This window comes from Streptomyces sp. NPDC002520 (assembly GCF_053595235.1).
The window spans coordinates 1-16,910 of the sequence record NZ_JBSFXG010000010.1; the positions used below are offsets into that span (position 1 = coordinate 1).

Sequence of the window (16,910 nt, forward strand, 5' to 3'; positions counted from 1 at the left end):
CAACGCCGACTGGAACGCATCCCGGAACATCTTGCACCTGTACCGGATCGGCCACGCCATCGTGGAGGTCCCGGCCGCCGGAAGGCGCGGTCGTAGGGCGGTTAAAACCGTCAAACCTGTCACCGCAAGGTAGACGGGAATCCCCTTCCTGAGCTTGCGAAGGGAGGGGAGAACTTCAAGTCTCGTAGTAGTTTGAACGATCGAGGACGGCCTGGCCGAAGTGGTGAGGGAGGTGCCAGGTGACAGGCGGTAAGGACGACCGGGGGGAGGCCCCGCGGCGGGCGCGGGGTGAGCTGGAAGCAGAGGTGCTGGCTGCCTTGTGGTCGGCGGGCGGTCCGGTGCCCGCGGCTGCGGTCCAGGAACAGGTGCCCGGGGCCGCGTATACGACGGTGCTGACGATCCTGACGCGGCTGTGCGACAAGGGAATGGTGACCCGGCAGCGGGAGGGGCGCAGCCATGTCTATGCGCCCGTGGATGATCAGGCCGGGCATGCGGCTGCGGGGATGCACTCACTGCTGGACGAGGGTGGGGACCGTGCGGCGGTGCTGGCCCGGTTCGTGTCGGATCTGTCGACGGAGGACGAGCAGCTGCTGGAACAGTTGTTGCACGGCGACTTTCCTGACCGGGGCTGAGGCGTGTTGGGGCTGTCCGAGGCCGTCGTGCAAGCCCACGCCACCGCCACGCAGCTGCGCACGCGCTGCCCGCTCTTCTCGGGACCTCGTCACATGGAACCCTGACAGTTGGGCATGAGTGCCGGCCTTCCGGGCCGTGTCAGCTGTGAGCGGACGGCGTCTGCTCTGGCCGGCGTGCCGCTGCAGCACGGCTCATGAATCGCCGCGCCGGCGGTGTTCGCCGTAACACCGGGAGGCCCGTGGCTGTCGGCGCTGGTTCTGGGGCGTCGTCCGATGGGATTTGGCGGGTTCGTGGCGGATGAGTGCGGCCCCGCCAGAAGGACTGGGGGTCGTGGTGGGTCGTGGTCGGGGAAAACCGCGAGAGGGTTCTTCACTCGTCAGCAGGCGGCGGCTCCGGGCAAGCTCCGGCATCAGCCGGTGATCGTGACGTGCGTCGCAGGCCGGGCGCTGATCAACGGGTACGACCCACGGCGTCCGAAACGCGGCCATCCCCCGCACGCCTCGTGGCGGGTTCGTCCCTTCCCGCAGCCCCGGACGGTCGGGCTCTTCGTCGTGGACGGAGGAGAGACGGGACGCGCCGGGCACGTCAGTGCTCGGCGCGTGTCCTTTTCGGGCGGTGGTTACCGGGCGTGCTGCGTGGCCGCACGCGGCTCGGCGGTCAGCAGCGGGTGCAGCGCGCCCCGGTTCAGGGCCGCGACCAGTGGCGTGGCCCAGCGGCGCAGCGCGAGGCTGGTGAGGTAGGCGACGGGGAGGGCGAGGATCGCGGAACCGAGGACGTCGTGCGGGTAATGGTCGCCGACGTAGATCCGGGAGAAGCCCTCCACCACGGCGAACACCGCGGCGATCGCGCTCAGGCGGCGATCCAGCAGGAACAGGGCGGCCACGGTCGCGGCGGCCACGGTGGCGTGCCCGCTGGGGAAGGCGTAGTCGGACGGCGCCGGGCAGGAGTCGACCAGATATGCGTGAGGCATCGACCGGCAGGGTCGCGCCTCGGCCACGATCTTCTTGACCACCTCGGCAGCCGCGAAGGCGACGACGACCGCGACCGGCGCGGCCAGGGCGACGGTCATCGCCTCGGTACCGCGGCGACGGGCGTTCCACCAGCCCATCACCATGAGCACCGCGAACACACCCAGGCCGAGGTTGGTCCACACCTCCATGGGCGTGTTGAGCCACTTGGTGTCGTGGGCGAAGTCCGTGATGGAGGTGAACAAAGAGCCGTCGATACCGGACCCGTCGAAGGCCAGTTGCGCGGTGGCGGCCGCGGTCATGGGCACGTCCTTCCGTGTCAGTGAGGCGGCGCGGAGCTGCCCGGCGTCGCCGGCCAGTCCCCATGCCCGCGATGGCACGCTGGGTGACATCACGGTGAACCGGTGGTGGCCGTCCATTCAATCTACTACATGTAGTAGAAATTCGTTTGCGGCCCAGGCGGACTGCTCGCCGGATGAAGCCCCCTCACCCCGATCGCCGCACTCCTTGCCACCGTCGCCCTGTGTCCGGCCAGAGTGCGCGGCCAGTTCTGCTGCGCCGGACACCTGTCCACACAGTGGGGGTCGCCGGTCAGCCTCCAGTAGGGCGGCGTCGTAGCAGAGAGAGCGCGGGGCCGAGGGCGAGGATGGCGGCGAGGACGGCGTAGCCGTGGGTGAGGGTGGTGAGGGACGCAACCGTAGCGACGAGCAACGGCCCTCCCGCGTCGCCGAGTTCGCGTCCGAGTTCGGCAGCACCCATCGTCTGCCCGAGACGCTCGGCAGGAGTGCTCGAGGCCAGGGCGGCAAAGCCGAGCGGGGTGATCAGCCCGGTTCCGGCGCCGATCAGCGCGGCCCCCAGGAGGATGCCGGTAAGCCCCGGCAGCATGGCGCACCCCGAACCGGCGGCGGTGAGAAGCAGCCCTGCCGTGATGCCTGTACGGGTCGTGAGCCGGCCTTGGTCCAGTGCCCGTCCGGCCTTCGGCTGGACCACGGCCGCGCAGGCGGCCAGCACCGACACGGCGGCACCGGTGGCGATCGTGCCCAGACCGGCTGCCCGCCCGGACACGGGCAGGAAGCCCACCCCGACCGACAGGGCGGCGGTTGCCGCGGCCAATGCCGAGGTTGGGGCGAGGAACGCCGGGTCGGCCAGTCGTCGGGCCAGGTCCAGCACCGTCTGCCGGGCCTTGGGCAGCGGCGGTACGACCGGGACGGCGAGCAGGGCCCACACGGCGACCGTCGCACCGAGCACGGCCAGCACGACGAACAGCAGCCGCAGGCCGCCGGCCCACACCAGCACTCCGCCCAGGAGCGGGCCGAGGGTGTAGCCGATCGACTTGTAGAAGCCGTAACTGCCGAACGCCCGGCCGTGTTTGGCGGCCGGGTTGAGCCGGGCGACCAGTGCGGAGGCGGACGGGGAGAACGCGGAGGCCGCGGCGCCCTGGCCGAGCCGTGCGGCCCACAGCCAGCCGGGGCTGTCGGCGACGACGTACAGGGCGGATGCGGCGGCGAAGGCGACGAGTCCGCCGAGCAGGACCGGGCGCGCGCCGATCCGGTCGGCGAGCGTCCCGAAGACCGGCTTGAGCAGTACCTCGGCGCCGTCGTACAGGGCGAGCAGACCGCCGAGCACCAGCAGTGAGGTGACCGCGCCCTTGGCGTGGCCGCCGAGATTGGCGGCGATCCCGTGCGCACCGAAAGCGGTGGTGAACCCGGCGGCGTACAGCGGCCACATGTGGCGGGCCGGAGCCGTCTGCCCCGTCGGCGCCGTGCTCACTGTTCCGACTCCGGGGCCTGGTGCAGCGCGGCGAAGACGCGCTCCGCGTAGTCCTCGCAGACGGCCACGCACTGCTTGAGCCGCTCGCCGGCCTCGGCCGCCTCCGGGGTCCCGAACACGTCGCGTGCCGTCAGGTCACGGTGCCAGCGTCGCAGCCGCTCCAGCGACTGCTCCTCTTCCTCCAGCTCGGCCAGCGTGAACTTGGCGATGCGGATCTCCTTGGCGATCTCCGCCTCGAACTTGCCGCAGTCGGCGAGGAACTCCGCCCAGTCCGCGGACCGGGCGGCGCCGAACATCTCCTGAAGGCGGACGGCGTCCTGGGGGTCGCGCCCGGACGCGCTCAGCGTCACGACCTGGCCGTCGGCCTGCTCGGTCAGCGTGACCGCCCGCGCGATGCCCTCGGCGAAGACGGGCACATCGGGCATGGCCCAGATGCCCTGGCCGAGCGAGAGCGCGCCGATCCTGCGCAGTTCCCGCCAGACGCCCACCCGGTGCCGTGACGGCTGTGCAGGGAGTTTGATCAGGAGGATGAGCCAGCAGCTCTCTATGCTCGACACATTCTGAAATGTATCAGGCGTTACATCGTGGGACGGCCGCGCGGGTGAACGCTGAAGGCGTCCGTCGGCCCGGGCGGAGATGCCCGGGCGGCCGAGGCGGCCCAGGCGGCCGAGGCGGCGCAGTATTCGTGCGGCCAGGCCACGCGACCGGGCCTTGGTGCGTTGCCGGGCGCGGGAGTTCTGGGAGGCGGCCAGGTGGACGAAGAGATCCTCGTAGGTGTCGACGATGCGCGCGGGGTCGCAGCGATGGGCGGCCCGGCGGGCGGCACGGCCCATGCGGCGGCGGGCTCGTCGTCGATCAGCTCCCTGTCTGGCCGAAGACTCCGCTCCGGCATCTGCGACCAGCACGGATGCCTGTCGTCGGCTCCGTGGCCTCGACGCGGGAGGGGTGATCAGTCCGACGCGCGCCGGCGGCGCACTGCGGCGCGGGCCACGAGCGCGAGAATCAGCACGCCCAGGGCGATGAGGAGATAGGTCGAGTAGCGGTTGACCTCGGTGTAGATGGTGGTGATGTGGTTCCCGGCGAGATAACCGACGCCCGCCCACAGCCCGACCCACAGCGCCGCCCCGAGGGCATTGAAGGCGACGAAGCGGGGCCAGGGCATCTCGGCGGCGCCGGCGACGATGCCGTTGACCTGGCGCAGCCCCTCGATGAAGCGCGCGACGGTGACGACCTTCCCGCCATGGCGGGTGAAGAATTTCTCGGCCTTCTCGTACCGTTCGGGCGGGAGGAAGACGTACTTGCCGTAGCGCCGCACCAGGGCGTGTCCGCCGGTGCGGCCGATGAGGTAGCCGACGTTGTCGCCGAGGATGGCGGCGAAGAAGCCGAGGGCGATGACGGCGACGATGTTGAGCTGCCCGGCCCCCGCGTACACGGCCGCGGCGATCAGGATCGTCTCGCCGGGGGCGGGGACGCCGAAGTCCTCCAGGAAGATCAGGCCGCCTACGGCCCAGTAGCCCCAGTGGTCCAGGATCGGTGCGATGTCACCGAGAACCCCGGGCAACGGTGGTGAACTCATGCGGATCTCGGTCCTTCCGCAACATGGCGAGTCCGGTGGTCATGTGTTTCGGACCGGGCCGCGCCGGGGTGGTCGTGTTCAGGGTATTGCTCGACAGGCGGCCCGTCTGACGGCGCCAGCGGTGGCGAGCTGACGGTGTGGGCGCGGCAAGGCCGGGAACGGCTGCCTCTCCCGGCCGCGCCCCGCAAGCTCCGGGCGGCCGGTTTCATCCGGTCAGGGCGACGAGCCGATACGCCACGTAGGCGGCAGCCGGTCCGAGTGCCAGGAGGGTGGCGGCCGTCAGCCCTCCGCGGGTCGCAAGCCTCTCGCGCGCCTTGTCGGAGACGACGGCGGCGACCCCGAGCAGCATGACGGACGGCAGTATCAGTTCGACGCCCAGATCCAGCAGGATCGCGGCGTCGAAGGCGGCGGTGTGAGAGATCGAGGGGATCATCCGACGTTCTCCGGGTCGGGAGTGGACTGGGTGGCCATACCGTAAGCTACTACATGATGTAGAAAGTGAAGTCATGTCCGTGGCGGCTACAGCTCCCCGCCGACGTGTGGACGTTCTGCCTCGCCCGCGCATGGGCGGCGTGGTAGGTCGGCGGGGAGAAGCGGGGAAGGAACCCGGAAACCATGTCCCTGGGATCACTGTGTCCAGGCAGCGGCGCGAGGCAGCCGCGGTGAACGCCACCTGGCTGCTGTCCACTTACGGCGCGTTCGGGGTCCTGCTCTGCGTCTTCGCCGAGACGGGGCTGCCGGTGGTCGGCTTCCTTCTGCCGGGTGACACCTTGCTGGTCCCGGCCGGGCTGTTGTGCGCTTCCACCGCCCGTAGCGGTCCTCATCTGCCGTTGCTGTCGGTCTTGTTGTGCGCCGCGGCGGGCACCGTCGTCGGCGCCCAGGTCGGGTTCTGGACCGGACGGCGAGCAGGCCGTGCCGCTCTCGCCCGGCTCGGCAACCCGCGCCTTCGCGCAGGTGTGGAGCGAGCGGAACTGCTGCTGTCCCGCTACGGCCATGCGAAGGCGGTGGTGCTGGGACGGTTCATACCGGTAGTGCGCACCGTCCTCAATCCGGTGGCCGGGGCACTTGGGGTCCCGGCGCGAACCTTCGTCCTCTGGCAGGTGATCGGCGGCCTGGTCTGGTCGCAATCGCTCGTACTCGGCGGCTTCTGGCTGGGCGACTCGGTACGTCATCCGGACGCCTACCTCGTGCCCGCGGCGGCCGCGGTTGTCGTCGTCTCCCTGGCCCCTGTGGCACTGGAAGTGCTGCGTGTGCGCCGCACGAATCGCGCCGACCGTGATTCCGGCACCTGATGAACCTCGGCATCGGGTTCGACCGGGGTGGTGCCGGCCTGCGCTGCCGGTGACCTGGGGCTGCTGACGAATCCGCCGGCGGGCTGGCTCGGTGCGGCAGCCGGTCTGCAATCCGCGGTGGGCGTATCGGGTGTGATCGCTCTGGGCGCAGGGCTGCCCGGCGGTGCGGATGTGGCCGGCGAGAGGGCCGGGGACCTTGTGATCGGCGGGGGTCCGTGACGGAGAATGCCTCCATGATCGAAGGCATCCACACCGAGAACGCCCCGTTCGTACGCTTCTCCGACGGCACCGAGCCTCCGTTGTCCCAGGCAATCAGGACCGGTGATCTCATCTTCACCTCCGGTCAGGGGCCACTCGACCCTGTTACGCACGAGATACCGACCGACTTCGAGGACCAGGTGCGGCAGGTTCTGCTCAACCTCGTCGCGGTCTTCGTGGCAGCCGGCAGCAGCAAGGACCTGATCGTCAAGTGCACCTGCTATCTCGGTGACCGTGGGCACTTTGCCGCCTTCAACCGCGTGTACGGGGAGTTCTTCGCCGACTGCTCTCCGCTGCCCGCCCGGACCACGGTCGTTACACAGCTCGTGCGCGATGGCGTGCTCGTCGAGATCGACGGCGTTGCTGCAGTGACCGCGACGGGACGGTAAACGGCCGTGCAGGCCAAGCGTCTTCACGGTTGCGTCGTGGCCTGTCTGCGGTAGTGGGCGGTGCGGGCGGGCTTGGTGGCGTCGTCGCCGGCCGGGCCAGTGCAGGCGGTGTGCGGCGTCGTGGACGGGCCGGGCGCCCGGCGCGGTGAGCAGGTGCTGCTGTTGCGGCGGCGTAGAGGTGATGGCGGGTGGGTAAGGGGACGTCCTTCGCGGCGCGGTGCAGCGGGGCGGTGGGGATCAGCGAGGCGGTGAAAGCGGCGGCGAGTGTGGTGGGCGTGCCGCAAGAGAAGCGCGCCCGGCAGTGTGGTTCGCCCGGGTATCCGGCCCAGACCTGCCAGGTCGGCCCATTGGGACCGGTGCTGGCGTACCGGTGGCGCACGCTGCCGAGGCCCTCCACTGCGAGGAAGGCCCGTGTGCCCTCCGTTTTGATGCTGTGCCACCAGCCGTGGGCGAGAGCGGCGTGTACGCCTCGTGCGGCGCGGTCGCAGGGCGACTGCGTCCCTGTGAAGGCGCGGAAGGGAAGAGGGACATTCACCCGTGCGGGAGGCTCGTGCGCCGAACGGGACGTATGTGGGAGGCAGGGGTGGGGCGTAGGGAAAGCCCCTGCCTCCCACGGGACGGGCCGACGGCGCCGGAAGGCCGACGGCCCGCGTCCGTCGGTTCACGCCCTCGCGGGCCGAGCACCCGCTTCAACGAGGGCTGGATCCGCGATGACGTTCATGCCGAGTCGGATCAGGTACCGAAGCGTCGTTGCCGGCGGTGGAATCCTTCCAGGGCGACATCGAAGTCGGCGCGGGAGAAGTCCGGCCACAGGGTGGACACGAAGCACAGTTCGGCGTACACGGTCTGCCAGGGCATGAACGTGGACAGACGTTGTTCCCCGGACGTGCGGATGACCAGGTCGGGGTCGGGCAGTCCGGCGGTGTAGAGGCAGCCGGCGATGTCGTCGGAGGTCAGGGTGGAAGGAAGGGTGTGAAGGCCGCCCTGCCGCTGGTGGTGAGCGAGCAGCGCCCGGACGGCGTCGGTGATTTCCTCCCGGCCGCCGTAGCCCACCGCGACGTTGACGGTGCGGTGCGCGATATGAGCTGTGCGCTCGCGGATCTGTAGCAGTTCGTCCTCGATCTGCGCGGGAAGCCGGTGCAGGCTGCCGATCGGGCGGATCCGCCACTGTCCTTCGTCGGCGAGCCGGCTGAGGGTGCGGACGATCGTGTGCAGGGCGTCGGCCAGGACGGCGGAATCCCTTCGCTCCACGTTGTCGGCGGAGGCACCCATGAGAGTCACGACGTCGAGATTCTCCTCCACGCACCAGGACAGGAACTGCAGCACCTTCGCCGCGCCCGCCCGGTAACCCTCCTGGGCGGGCAGATGCCGGCGGGCGGCCCAGCGGCGGTTGCCGTCCAGGATCGCCGCCACGTGCCGTAGTGTCCGCGGGCCCGCTTCCGGTGCCGGTGTCGGCCCGACGTCCGTGGTCACCACAGAGGTGACCTGCTCCGCGGTCTGCCGAAGGGGATAGGTGCTCACCGTCCTGCTCCACGGGTAACCAGGTTCAAGGCGTAGTCGGGGTCGCGGACGCCGGGGACGTACGGTACGAGTTCGACGTCCCAGTCGGTTTCTCCCGCTAGATGGGGCAATACCTGTTCGACGATGCGGTCGTAGGCGAGGCACTCGCAGCGGGCGCAGTCCAGGTCGGCCGGCCTGCCCAGCGCGGTGCCGGCCCCGTGGCGGACCGCGGTGTGGATCGACTGCATGGTCGAGTCCTCGGTGAGCTGGCCGATACGGCTCTCTTCATTGGCTTCGTAGTTGGCGGCGCTCATCACGCACGCCGAATAGCCGCCGTCGGCATCGAAGCTCAGACGGTGTCGTGACGAGAGGCACCGGTCGAGGACGGGGATCGGGGTGAGCTTGCCTGAGCGGATGACTCGCTCGGTGGCGGTGTAGCGGCGGGAGGCGTGCGGGACATCGACCACGAACGTGTCGTCGGTCAACTCCTCGGCCCACGCCAGGTCTTCGGTGATCTGCCGCTGCTCGTCGGGAGTGAACGCCGAGGTGACCACGCCGTAGGTCTCCTGGTGCAGCGTCGCCCAGTCGACACCCAGGTCGGCCGCCATGCGGGCGAAGTCGCGGATCTGCGTGTGGTTGGCCCGCTGGATGACCATGGAGACGCCGATCAGCGGCCCGGCGTCGGAACGTTTCTTCACCAGGCCGCGCACCGCATTGATCCGGGACTTGAGGCCGGTCGCCGTATGGGTGGCGCGGAACGCGTCCTCCGTGGTGGCGTCCAGACTGATGCGGACGCTGACCGCGCTGGCCAGCGTGGCCTCCTGCACCGCAGGTCGCATCAGCGGCAGCCCGGCGGTGTACATGTGCACCTTCATGCCGAGATCGGCGATGCCGTGCATGAGTCGTGGCGCGTCCGGCACCAGTAGGGGCTCACCCGATCCGGACAGTCCTACCAGGCGGAAGGTGTCGGGGTAGGCCGCCTTCAGCTCCGCCAGCCGGGCAAGAGTGACGTCGACGTTCTGGTGCAGGTGCAGGCCCTGTCGGTAGCGCTTCGTGGCGGTGAAGCACATCGGACAGTCGTCCGTGCAGGCGTTGGTGACGTCCAGGAAGACCAGGTAGGGAGAGGCGAGTCCGGTGCGGACCAAACGGTCGATGTACCACCGGGGGTTGAAATCGGCGAACTCGGTGATGATCGAGGCGCACGGGACGGTCAGGGCCGCCCCGTCACTGCCGCGAGTGACCGTCATCGCGGTATAGCGATGCCACCACTGCTTGCCGACGAAGGCTTGATCACGAGGGGGTTGCGACACAGTGGTGACAGGAGACATGGCTCCTCCTTGCTCGCTGACATCGGACTGGCGTGTTTCCACACGGCCATGTCGGTAGGTATGTGGTTTCTCACCACCCATGTGATGAGAGTCATATGATTACCTATCAGAGGTTGAAAACGTAAGGGTTTTGCAATGTCTGAGCGTGCGGCTCGTCCGGTCAGCTTTTCCTCATCTGGATGTCCAGAGCCACGTGACACACCCTTGCTGAACGCGGCGGCCCGCTCTTCGGCGAGCCGTCTTCACTCTGGAGGGGCGACCAGCGAGTTGCCCCTCCAGAACCGGTCGACTGCCTCCGCCCGGGGACTTCCAGGCCGGAGGCCGGCATTGCCGTGGCCGGCGGAGTGCACCAGGGGCCGGACCGCGGGTTGGGGTGGGGGCGGGATGTCATTCGGCGATGTCCTTCACCGGTACGCCTCCGGGGTCCGGTACATGACGCCGAGTCAGAGGACCGGGACGCTGCTCCAGGGCCGGACGGCCTCGATCGCAGCCGCGACGCGGAACGCCGTGGTGTCGTCGTAGGTGCGCCCGACGACTTGCACCCCCGTCGGCACTCCGGTCGAGGCGAAACCCGACGGCACGCTCAGCACCGGGCAGCGGCTGGCGATGTTGAAGACCGTGGTCATCGCGGATTCCAGGTAGAAGTCCAGCTCGACGCCGTTGATCACGACCTTGGTCGAAAGGTAGTCGTCGTCCGCGCTGAGCGCCGGGACGGCGGTGGTCGGGCAGAGGAGTACGTCGTAGCGGTCCAGCAGGGCGCCCAGCGTCGTCTGCACAGCGGCCTCGATCTCAAGACCCTGCAGGACGCTGCCGGGCTCGCTGACGGCTTCGGCGGCCCGCCGGGCGAAGTCGAGCGCGTACGTGGTGAGCTGGTCGCCGTGCTCGGCGGCGACCGATCCGATGTAGGGGCCGAAGATTGAACCGAAGTGGATCATCGCTGCCCGCATCACGTCCGCCCGCATGATGGGGACCTCGACCTCCTCGACGACGGCCCCGGCCGCGCGCAGCGACTCCGCGACCGCGCGGGTGTTGGCCTCGACCTCGGGGTCGACCGGCCAGTCCCCGAGGGTGACCGAAAGCGCCACCCGCAGGCCCTCGGCGCTCTCGAACCGCTCGGGAAGGACGAGTTTGGGCCGCAGCGAGACCGCGTCGAGTGGGTGAGGCCCCGCGATGACGTTCTCCAGCAGGGCGCAGTCGCTGACGGTGCGCGCCATGGGACCGTCGTGGCAGTACGTGTCGAGGTTGAACGGCGTCATCGCCGGCACGCGTCCGTACGGCGGTTTGAAACCGACCGTGCCCGTGTTCGAGGCGGGGATGCGGATGGAGCCGCCGATGTCGGAGCCGGTCGCGAGCGTCGTCTCACCGGCCGCGAGTGCGGCGCCCGCGCCGCCCGAGGAGCCGCCCGGAGTGAACTGCGGGTTCCACGGGTTGCGGGTGACACCCCACAGCCGTGACTGCGTGTACCCCGCACAGCTGAACTCCGGGGTCGTGGTCCGCGCGTGCACGATGCCGCCGGCGGCCTGGACCCGCTCGATGACCGGGTGTGTCTGCTCGGCGATCTCGTCCTGGAACGCCAGGGATCCGTCCGTGCTGCGACGGCCCGCGATGGGCTGCTCCTCCTTCGTCGCGACGGCGAGACCCTCCAGAGCGCGGGGCGCCTCGCCCTTGCCCGCATAGCGTGCCTCGGCCTCACGGGCGGCGGCGAGCGCCTCCTCGAAGGTCCGCTCGGCGAGGGCGTTGACTTTTGGCTCGACGGCTTCGGCGCGCGCGATGACCGCGGTCATCAGCTCGACCGGTGACAGGGAGCGGTCGCGGAACCGGCGCAGGGCCTCGGTGGCGGGCAGGTAGGCGAGGTCGGTGAGGTCGGTCATGTGACGGTCCTTTGGGATGAGTCAGAAGAGTCAGGCAAGCGCGCGGCGGCCCGCGGAGATGCGGGCCGGATCCCATCCGGGCCGCGGTACGGAGTCGAGCAGGAGGCGGGTGTAGGGATGCTCGGGGCTGGTCAGGACGGCTGTCGTGGGGCCGGATTCGACGATCTTTCCGGCCCTGAGCACGACCACCTCGTCGGTGATGTGCCGGACGACCGCGAGGTCGTGGCTGACGAAGAGGAAGCCGATGCCCTCGTCCCGCCGGATGCCGGCGAGCAGGTCGAGGATCTGCGCCTGGATGGAGACGTCGAGAGCGGCGACGGCCTCGTCGAGGATGAGCACCTGTGGCCGGGCCGCCAACGCCCGGGCGATCGCCACACGTTGACGCTGCCCGCCGGACAGCTGGCGGGGCAGCGCCGCGGCCTCGCGCTCTCCCAGTCCGACCTGGTCGAGGAGTTCGGCGACCCGCCTGCGCCGCGCAGGCGCGTCCAGCGGGAAGTGCAGGCGCAGAACCTCCTCGATGCACGCGCTCACGCTGATGCGCGGGTCGAGGGACAGGTACGGGTCCTGGAACACCATCTGGACCTCGCGGGCGCGGGCCAGACGCTCGGCGCGGCCGCGGGCGCGTGTCGAACGGTCGCGTCCGCCCAGGCGGACGGTGCCGGCATCGGGTGTCTCGAGGCCGACGAGCATGCGCGCCGTAGTGGTCTTGCCGCAGCCGGACTCCCCGACGATGCCGAGCGAGCCCCCCGGCGGCAGGGTGAAGGAGACACCGTCGACGGCCGCGTGGCCGCCGAACTCCTTGCGCAGTCCTTCCACCACGAGACCGGACGCGCCGCTGTCTTCTCTCACGGCAGTCACAACGGGATCCCTTCTTCGGCGCGCAGGCAGGCGGCCAGGCCCTCGCCGCCGTACTGCTGCAGGACGGGCTTCTCGGCCGAGCAGCGCTCCTGCGCGTGCGCGCAGCGCGCGGCGAACGCGCAGCCGGGCGGCGACTCGGTGAGCGAGACCGGGCGGCCGGGGATGGGCCGCGGTGGCGCCGCGTCGGGTTCGACGCGGGGTGTGCAGGCGAGGAGGCCGGCCGTGTACGGGTGGCGCGGGTGTTCGAACAGGTCGCCTGCGGCCTGCATCTCGACGATTCGTCCCGCGTACATGACGTAGACGCGATCGCAGATGGCCGAGGCCAGTTCCAGGTCGTGGGTGACGAAGAGCATCCCCGTGCCGCGCTCGGCCTGCAGGCGGGTGAGGATCGCGATGACCTCGGCCTGGGTCGTGACGTCCAGCGCGGTCGTCGGCTCGTCGGCGACGAGCAGTGAGGGCCGGCTCGCGAGTGCGGCCGCGATGACGACCCGCTGGAGCATGCCTCCGGAGAACTGGTGCGGGTGGCGTCGCAACGCCCCTCGCGGGTCGCGGATGCCCACGGCGTCGAGGAGTTCCTCGGCACGGCCCGTCGCCGCCGCCGCGGGCACGCCGGCGGCGCGCATTGCCTCGGTGAGGAAGTCGCCCACGCGCCGCATCGGATTGATCGAGGCACGCGGGTCCTGGAAGATCATCGAGACCTGACGGCTCCTCAGTTCCTTGAGTCCGCCCCGGTCCAGCGTCAGTACGTCACGGCCCGCCACACGGACCTCGCCGTCCGTCCGCGCCCTTTCGGGCAGCAGCCCGAGCACGCTGCGGCACGCGACCGACTTGCCCGAACCGGATTCACCGACCAGACCGACGGTCTCGCCCGCCGCGACGCGCAGTGACACACCGTCCAGGATCGGCCGGGCCGCGCGCCCCTCAGGCAGCCGCACGGTGAGGTCGTCGATCTCGAGAAGAGTCTGCTGCACAGTCATCCGCCTCACCGTTCCCGCTTCGCGACCCGGTCGGCGATGCCCTCGCCGACGATGCTGAACGCCACGACGGCGAGCACGATGCACACGCAAGGCGCGAGCGCGGGAAGCATCGCGCCCTGCAACAGCGCGCCCTCACCCTCGTTGATCATCGCGCCCCAGTCGGCGGTCGGCGGCTGTACCCCGAAGCCGAGGAAGGAGAGCGCCGCGAGGTCCATCAGGGCGTACCCGAAGTTGATCGCCGACTGGGCGAGCACCGTCGGCGCGATGTTGGGCAGCAGGTGCCGGACGCAGATCGTCCAGCCCGACCAGCCCTGGACGAGGTACGACTCGATGTACGGACGGGCCTTCTCCTGCTGGGCGATGCTGCGCACCAGGCGGCCTACGTAGGGCGTGTACGCGACCGCCATGGCGATGACGGGCGCGGTCATGCCCGGTCCGGTGACCGCCACGAACATGATCGCCACAAGCAGGCCCGGGAAGGAGAACACCAGGTCCATCGACCGGGAGAGGACCGCGTCCACCCAGCCGCCGCGCCAGGCGGCCACGACGCCCACCAGAATGCCCAGCAGGGTCGACAACGCGACGACCACGAGCGGTCCGAGCAGCCCGGAGCGCGCGCCGTACAGCAGGCGCGACAGCACGTCGCGGCCCGACTGGTCGGCACCCAGGAGGTGGTCGGCGCTGCTCCCGGCCAAGGTGGCCTGAAGGTCGAGGGCGTCGGGGTCGTACGGCGCGAGCAGCGACGCGAACAGGGCGACGGCCACCAGCACGGCCAGCAGCAGGACAGCCGCGGTGAACAGCGGCCCCTGCCCGAACACCCGCAGGCGGCGCAGACCGGGACGCCTGCGCAGGTCGGTGACGTTGGCTGCGGTGGTCATGAGGCACCTCGCCGGGTGAGGGTCAGCCGGGGGTCGATGAGCGGCGTGACGAGGTCCACAACCAGGTTCACCAGCACGAACGCCGCCACGGTGATCAGCGTGATCGCCTGCACCACGGGGAAGTCCTTGACCGTCACCGACTGCACGAGCAGTGAGCCGACCCCGGACACGTTGAAGGCGGTCTCCACGATCGAGGTGCTCACCAGGAGCCCTGCGAGCATCGAGCCGCCGACGGTGACGATCGGTCCGAGCGCGTTGCGCAGCACGTGCCGGCGCACCACGTCGCCCTCGCCGACACCGCGGGAACGCGCCACCTCCACGTGCTCCCGTCCCAGTTGATCGAGCATCGAGGAGCGGGTCACCCGGGCCAGCAGCCCGGCGAGGGTGACCGCGAGGGCGAAAGCGGGCAGGGTCAGGTGGTAGAGCCGGTCCGCGAAGCCGGTGCCGCCGTCGCCGGGCCCGGGGAACCAGCCCAACTGCACCGAGAACACCGAGACAAGCACGATGGCGCTGACGAACGGCGGGGTCGCCGTGGCCACGCCGGTGCACAGGAGCACCACGCGGTCGACCGCCCCGGGGCGCAGCGCGGCGAGGATGCCCGCGAGCACGCCGCCGAGGCAGACCAGGACGGCCGAGTAGCCGATGAGCAGGGCCGTGCTCGACAGGCGCGAGCCGATCAGGGACCCGACGTCGTTCCGGAACTGGACGGAGCGCCCGAAGTCGCCGTGGAGCACATTGCCGACCCACTTCAGGTACTGGGTGAAGAACGGGTCGTCGAGGTGGTACTGGGCGCGGATCGCGGCCTTGGTCTCCGGTGACACCGGGTGGCCCTTGAGAAGGAAGGACACAGGATCCCCGGGGGCCAGGTGTACCGCGCTGAAGACCAGGAAGGAGGTGATCAGCAGCACGGACACCAGCCCCAGGAGCCGTCCGAGGAGGTAACGGGTCATCAGTTCGCCGAGCCGATCTTCGCGGCCCACGGGTAGTACAGCTGGGCGATGCCGGCCGGGGCACCGGTGATCCGGCTGCCCAGGAACACCGAGTGGGGAGCCTCGTACAGAGGGATGGCGGGCAGGTCGCGCAGCGCGATCTTCTGCAGCTCGGCGGTCAGGTCGGCACGGGCGGCCGGGTCGGCGACCGCCGTCGCCCGGTCGAAGAGCGCATCGAACTTCGGGTTCGAGTACTTGCCGTAGTTGCCGAAGTCGCCGGTGCGGAACGACTGGTAGAACTCCAGCGGGTCGGGTGAGTTGATGTAGCCGTTGGTGAAGACCAGGTCGATGCCGGCGCTGGCGTGCGGGTCGGTGAAGAGCGCGGTGTACGCGTCGGGCGCGACCGGCTTGATCTGCACGTCGAGACCGATCTGCTTGCCGGCTGCCTGCACGGCGTTGGCGACGACGGTGATCTCCGGAGTGAGCGTGCTGCTCGCGATGACGACCTTCTTGCCGGTCGCACCGGCCTCCTTGATCAGCTTCTTGGCGCCGTCGATGTCGTACGCCAGGTCGGGAAGGGCGGAGAAGTAGCGGTCCGTCCGGTCCGGGGCGGTCTGCCAGGCGCCCCGCGCGGCCGGGGCCTTGGCCGGGACGGCCACTCCCGCGACCGCGGCCTTGATGATGCTCTGCCGGTCCAGCGCCAGGGACAGGGCCTTACGGACCCTCAGATCGCCGAGCGTGCCCTTGAGGTTGAACACGGCGAGGTCGGAGGCCGCGGTGTTCGGGCCGAAGTACAGCTTGCCCCGCGAGGTCGACTTGAGCTGCCCGATCGAGGTGGACGGCACCAGGTACCCGCCGTCGACGGATCCGGAGAGCCAGGCGTTGGTGCGCGCGGCCGGGTCCTGGATGAAGACGAACTTGACGCTTCGCGCCTTGGGGGTCAGCGTGCTGTCCCAGTACGTGGGGTTCTTCTTCAGGGTGATGCTGTCGCCCTGGGCCCAGGTGTCGAGCGTGTAGGGGCCGGTGCAGTCGACGCCGGCTTTCGGGTTGCCGTAGTCCCGTCCGGTCCTGGCGAGGAACGCGGCGCTCTCGATGGTGCCGGGGGAGGCCGCCATCAGTTCGTTGAGCAGGACGTCGGGCTTGTTGAGCTTGATCGTCACTTCGAGTGGGCCGGTCTTGGTGACCGAGTCGACGTTCTTGAACGCGCTGCCCCACGCCGAGCCCACCGCCGGGTCGAGATGGCGCTTGAGCGAGGCGACGACGTCGTCTGCGGTCATGGTTGAACCGGAGTGGAACTTCACGCCGCTGCGCAGGGTGTACACCCAGGTCAGCGGGTCGGGATGGGCCGACTTCACGGCCAGGCCCGGCTCGATCTTCATGTCCGGAGTGATGCGGAACAGTTGCTCGCAGACGTTCGCCAGGACGGTGTTGGGCGGGTAGTCCCAGGCCTGTGTGTAGTCGAGGGAGTAGGGCTCGGCGTAGAGCGACCAGGAGAACGACGGGATCGAGCCCTTGGCCGCAGGTGTGTCCGCGGAGACCTGGTAGGCGGTGCCGCCCTTGGCGGACCCGGCGCCGGTGGACGAGGCGCCGGAGCAGCCGGTGACGGTCGCGGCCAGGGCGACGGCTCCGGCGAGCAGGGAGGTGGATCGGGAGGCATGCAAGGAACCGACCCCTTTCCGGGGG

General features: G+C 70.0%; 17 protein-coding genes. 3 read left to right on the plus strand and 14 right to left on the minus strand.

Going from position 1 to position 16,910, the window contains the following annotated elements; translation table 11 throughout:
* Window positions 1-239 precede the first annotated feature (239 nt).
* The gene (locus ACWD5D_RS16250; RefSeq protein WP_451373346.1) at window positions 240-632 is read left to right on the plus strand and encodes a BlaI/MecI/CopY family transcriptional regulator; all 393 of its coding nucleotides are present in this window, start codon (window positions 240-242) and stop codon (window positions 630-632) included.
* Window positions 633-1,252: 620 nt separating this feature from the next.
* Here the strand turns inward: ACWD5D_RS16250 and ACWD5D_RS16255 are convergent.
* The 5 genes from ACWD5D_RS16255 to ACWD5D_RS16275 all read right to left on the minus strand — a co-directional run bounded on the left by ACWD5D_RS16255 (window position 1,253) and on the right by ACWD5D_RS16275 (window position 5,380).
* Window positions 1,253-1,903, minus strand: a complete 651-nt coding sequence (locus ACWD5D_RS16255) for a phosphatase PAP2 family protein (protein WP_451373347.1) — start codon at window positions 1,901-1,903, stop codon at window positions 1,253-1,255.
* 289 nt (window positions 1,904-2,192) lie between these two features.
* Window positions 2,193-3,329: an MFS transporter gene (locus ACWD5D_RS16260; RefSeq protein ID WP_451373555.1), complete on the minus strand. Its 1,137-nt coding sequence runs from the start codon at window positions 3,327-3,329 to the stop codon at window positions 2,193-2,195.
* A gap of 38 nt (window positions 3,330-3,367) precedes the next feature.
* The gene (locus ACWD5D_RS16265) at window positions 3,368-4,204 is read right to left on the minus strand and encodes a Chromate resistance protein ChrB (protein WP_451373348.1); all 837 of its coding nucleotides are present in this window, start codon (window positions 4,202-4,204) and stop codon (window positions 3,368-3,370) included.
* A 116-nt stretch (window positions 4,205-4,320) separates the two neighbouring features.
* Window positions 4,321-4,947, minus strand: a complete 627-nt coding sequence (locus ACWD5D_RS16270) for a DedA family protein (RefSeq protein ID WP_451373349.1) — start codon at window positions 4,945-4,947, stop codon at window positions 4,321-4,323.
* Between the two features lie 205 nt (window positions 4,948-5,152).
* Window positions 5,153-5,380, minus strand: coding sequence for a hypothetical protein (locus tag ACWD5D_RS16275; protein ID WP_451373350.1), 228 nt, complete (start codon window positions 5,378-5,380; stop codon window positions 5,153-5,155).
* A gap of 199 nt (window positions 5,381-5,579) precedes the next feature.
* On the opposite strand from ACWD5D_RS16275, the gene ACWD5D_RS16280 reads away from it, so the two are divergent.
* Together ACWD5D_RS16280 and ACWD5D_RS16285 are read left to right on the plus strand one after the other, a co-directional pair.
* Window positions 5,580-6,239, plus strand: a complete 660-nt coding sequence (locus ACWD5D_RS16280) for a DedA family protein (RefSeq protein WP_451373351.1) — start codon at window positions 5,580-5,582, stop codon at window positions 6,237-6,239.
* A 233-nt stretch (window positions 6,240-6,472) separates the two neighbouring features.
* A complete protein-coding gene (locus ACWD5D_RS16285) occupies window positions 6,473-6,886 on the plus strand; it encodes a RidA family protein (RefSeq protein WP_451373352.1) in 414 nt (137 codons plus the stop codon).
* Here the strand turns inward: ACWD5D_RS16285 and ACWD5D_RS16290 are convergent.
* The 9 genes from ACWD5D_RS16290 to ACWD5D_RS16330 form a co-directional block, all read right to left on the minus strand.
* A complete protein-coding gene (locus tag ACWD5D_RS16290) occupies window positions 6,813-7,421 on the minus strand; it encodes a DUF317 domain-containing protein (RefSeq protein WP_451373353.1) in 609 nt (202 codons plus the stop codon). The genes ACWD5D_RS16285 and ACWD5D_RS16290 overlap by 74 nt on opposite strands.
* Before the next feature lie 197 nt (window positions 7,422-7,618).
* Window positions 7,619-8,407, minus strand: coding sequence for a polyprenyl diphosphate synthase (gene uppS, locus ACWD5D_RS16295; RefSeq protein WP_451373354.1), 789 nt, complete (start codon window positions 8,405-8,407; stop codon window positions 7,619-7,621).
* Window positions 8,404-9,714: a radical SAM protein gene (locus ACWD5D_RS16300; protein ID WP_451373355.1), complete on the minus strand. Its 1,311-nt coding sequence runs from the start codon at window positions 9,712-9,714 to the stop codon at window positions 8,404-8,406. The genes uppS and ACWD5D_RS16300 overlap by 4 nt, the downstream gene beginning before the upstream one ends.
* 443 nt (window positions 9,715-10,157) lie before the next feature.
* Complete coding sequence (locus tag ACWD5D_RS16305) at window positions 10,158-11,585, minus strand: amidase (protein ID WP_451373356.1); 1,428 nt, start codon at window positions 11,583-11,585, stop codon at window positions 10,158-10,160.
* A 30-nt stretch (window positions 11,586-11,615) separates the two neighbouring features.
* Window positions 11,616-12,443, minus strand: coding sequence for an ABC transporter ATP-binding protein (locus ACWD5D_RS16310; RefSeq protein WP_451373357.1), 828 nt, complete (start codon window positions 12,441-12,443; stop codon window positions 11,616-11,618).
* The gene (locus ACWD5D_RS16315; protein WP_451373358.1) at window positions 12,440-13,420 is read right to left on the minus strand and encodes an ABC transporter ATP-binding protein; all 981 of its coding nucleotides are present in this window, start codon (window positions 13,418-13,420) and stop codon (window positions 12,440-12,442) included. The genes ACWD5D_RS16310 and ACWD5D_RS16315 overlap by 4 nt, the downstream gene beginning before the upstream one ends.
* 5 nt (window positions 13,421-13,425) lie before the next feature.
* Window positions 13,426-14,298 carry an ABC transporter permease gene (locus ACWD5D_RS16320; RefSeq protein ID WP_451373359.1) on the minus strand — a complete coding sequence of 291 codons (873 nt, stop codon included), beginning with the start codon at window positions 14,296-14,298 and terminating at the stop codon, window positions 13,426-13,428.
* Window positions 14,295-15,248, minus strand: a complete 954-nt coding sequence (locus tag ACWD5D_RS16325) for an ABC transporter permease (protein ID WP_451373360.1) — start codon at window positions 15,246-15,248, stop codon at window positions 14,295-14,297. Before ACWD5D_RS16325 ends, ACWD5D_RS16320 begins: the two co-directional genes overlap by 4 nt.
* Window positions 15,248-16,888 carry an ABC transporter substrate-binding protein gene (locus ACWD5D_RS16330; RefSeq protein ID WP_451373361.1) on the minus strand — a complete coding sequence of 547 codons (1,641 nt, stop codon included), beginning with the start codon at window positions 16,886-16,888 and terminating at the stop codon, window positions 15,248-15,250. Before ACWD5D_RS16330 ends, ACWD5D_RS16325 begins: the two co-directional genes overlap by 1 nt.
* Between the last annotated feature and the right edge of the window lie 22 nt (window positions 16,889-16,910).

Coding starts and splice junctions, on each gene's coding strand:
- ACWD5D_RS16255 (WP_451373347.1), bottom strand. CDS start 1,903: ATGACCGCGGCCGCCACCGCGCAACTGGCCTTCGACGGGTCCGGTATC.
- ACWD5D_RS16260 (WP_451373555.1), bottom strand. CDS start 3,329: ATGTGGCCGCTGTACGCCGCCGGGTTCACCACCGCTTTCGGTGCGCAC.
- ACWD5D_RS16265 (WP_451373348.1), bottom strand. CDS start 4,204: ATGGGCCGTGCCGCCCGCCGGGCCGCCCATCGCTGCGACCCCGCGCGC.
- ACWD5D_RS16270 (WP_451373349.1), bottom strand. CDS start 4,947: ATGAGTTCACCACCGTTGCCCGGGGTTCTCGGTGACATCGCACCGATC.
- ACWD5D_RS16275 (WP_451373350.1), bottom strand. CDS start 5,380: ATGATCCCCTCGATCTCTCACACCGCCGCCTTCGACGCCGCGATCCTG.
- ACWD5D_RS16285 (WP_451373352.1), top strand. CDS start 6,473: ATGATCGAAGGCATCCACACCGAGAACGCCCCGTTCGTACGCTTCTCC.
- ACWD5D_RS16300 (WP_451373355.1), bottom strand. CDS start 9,714: ATGTCTCCTGTCACCACTGTGTCGCAACCCCCTCGTGATCAAGCCTTC.
- ACWD5D_RS16305 (WP_451373356.1), bottom strand. CDS start 11,585: ATGACCGACCTCACCGACCTCGCCTACCTGCCCGCCACCGAGGCCCTG.
- ACWD5D_RS16315 (WP_451373358.1), bottom strand. CDS start 13,420: ATGACTGTGCAGCAGACTCTTCTCGAGATCGACGACCTCACCGTGCGG.
- ACWD5D_RS16320 (WP_451373359.1), bottom strand. CDS start 14,298: ATGACCACCGCAGCCAACGTCACCGACCTGCGCAGGCGTCCCGGTCTG.
- ACWD5D_RS16325 (WP_451373360.1), bottom strand. CDS start 15,248: ATGACCCGTTACCTCCTCGGACGGCTCCTGGGGCTGGTGTCCGTGCTG.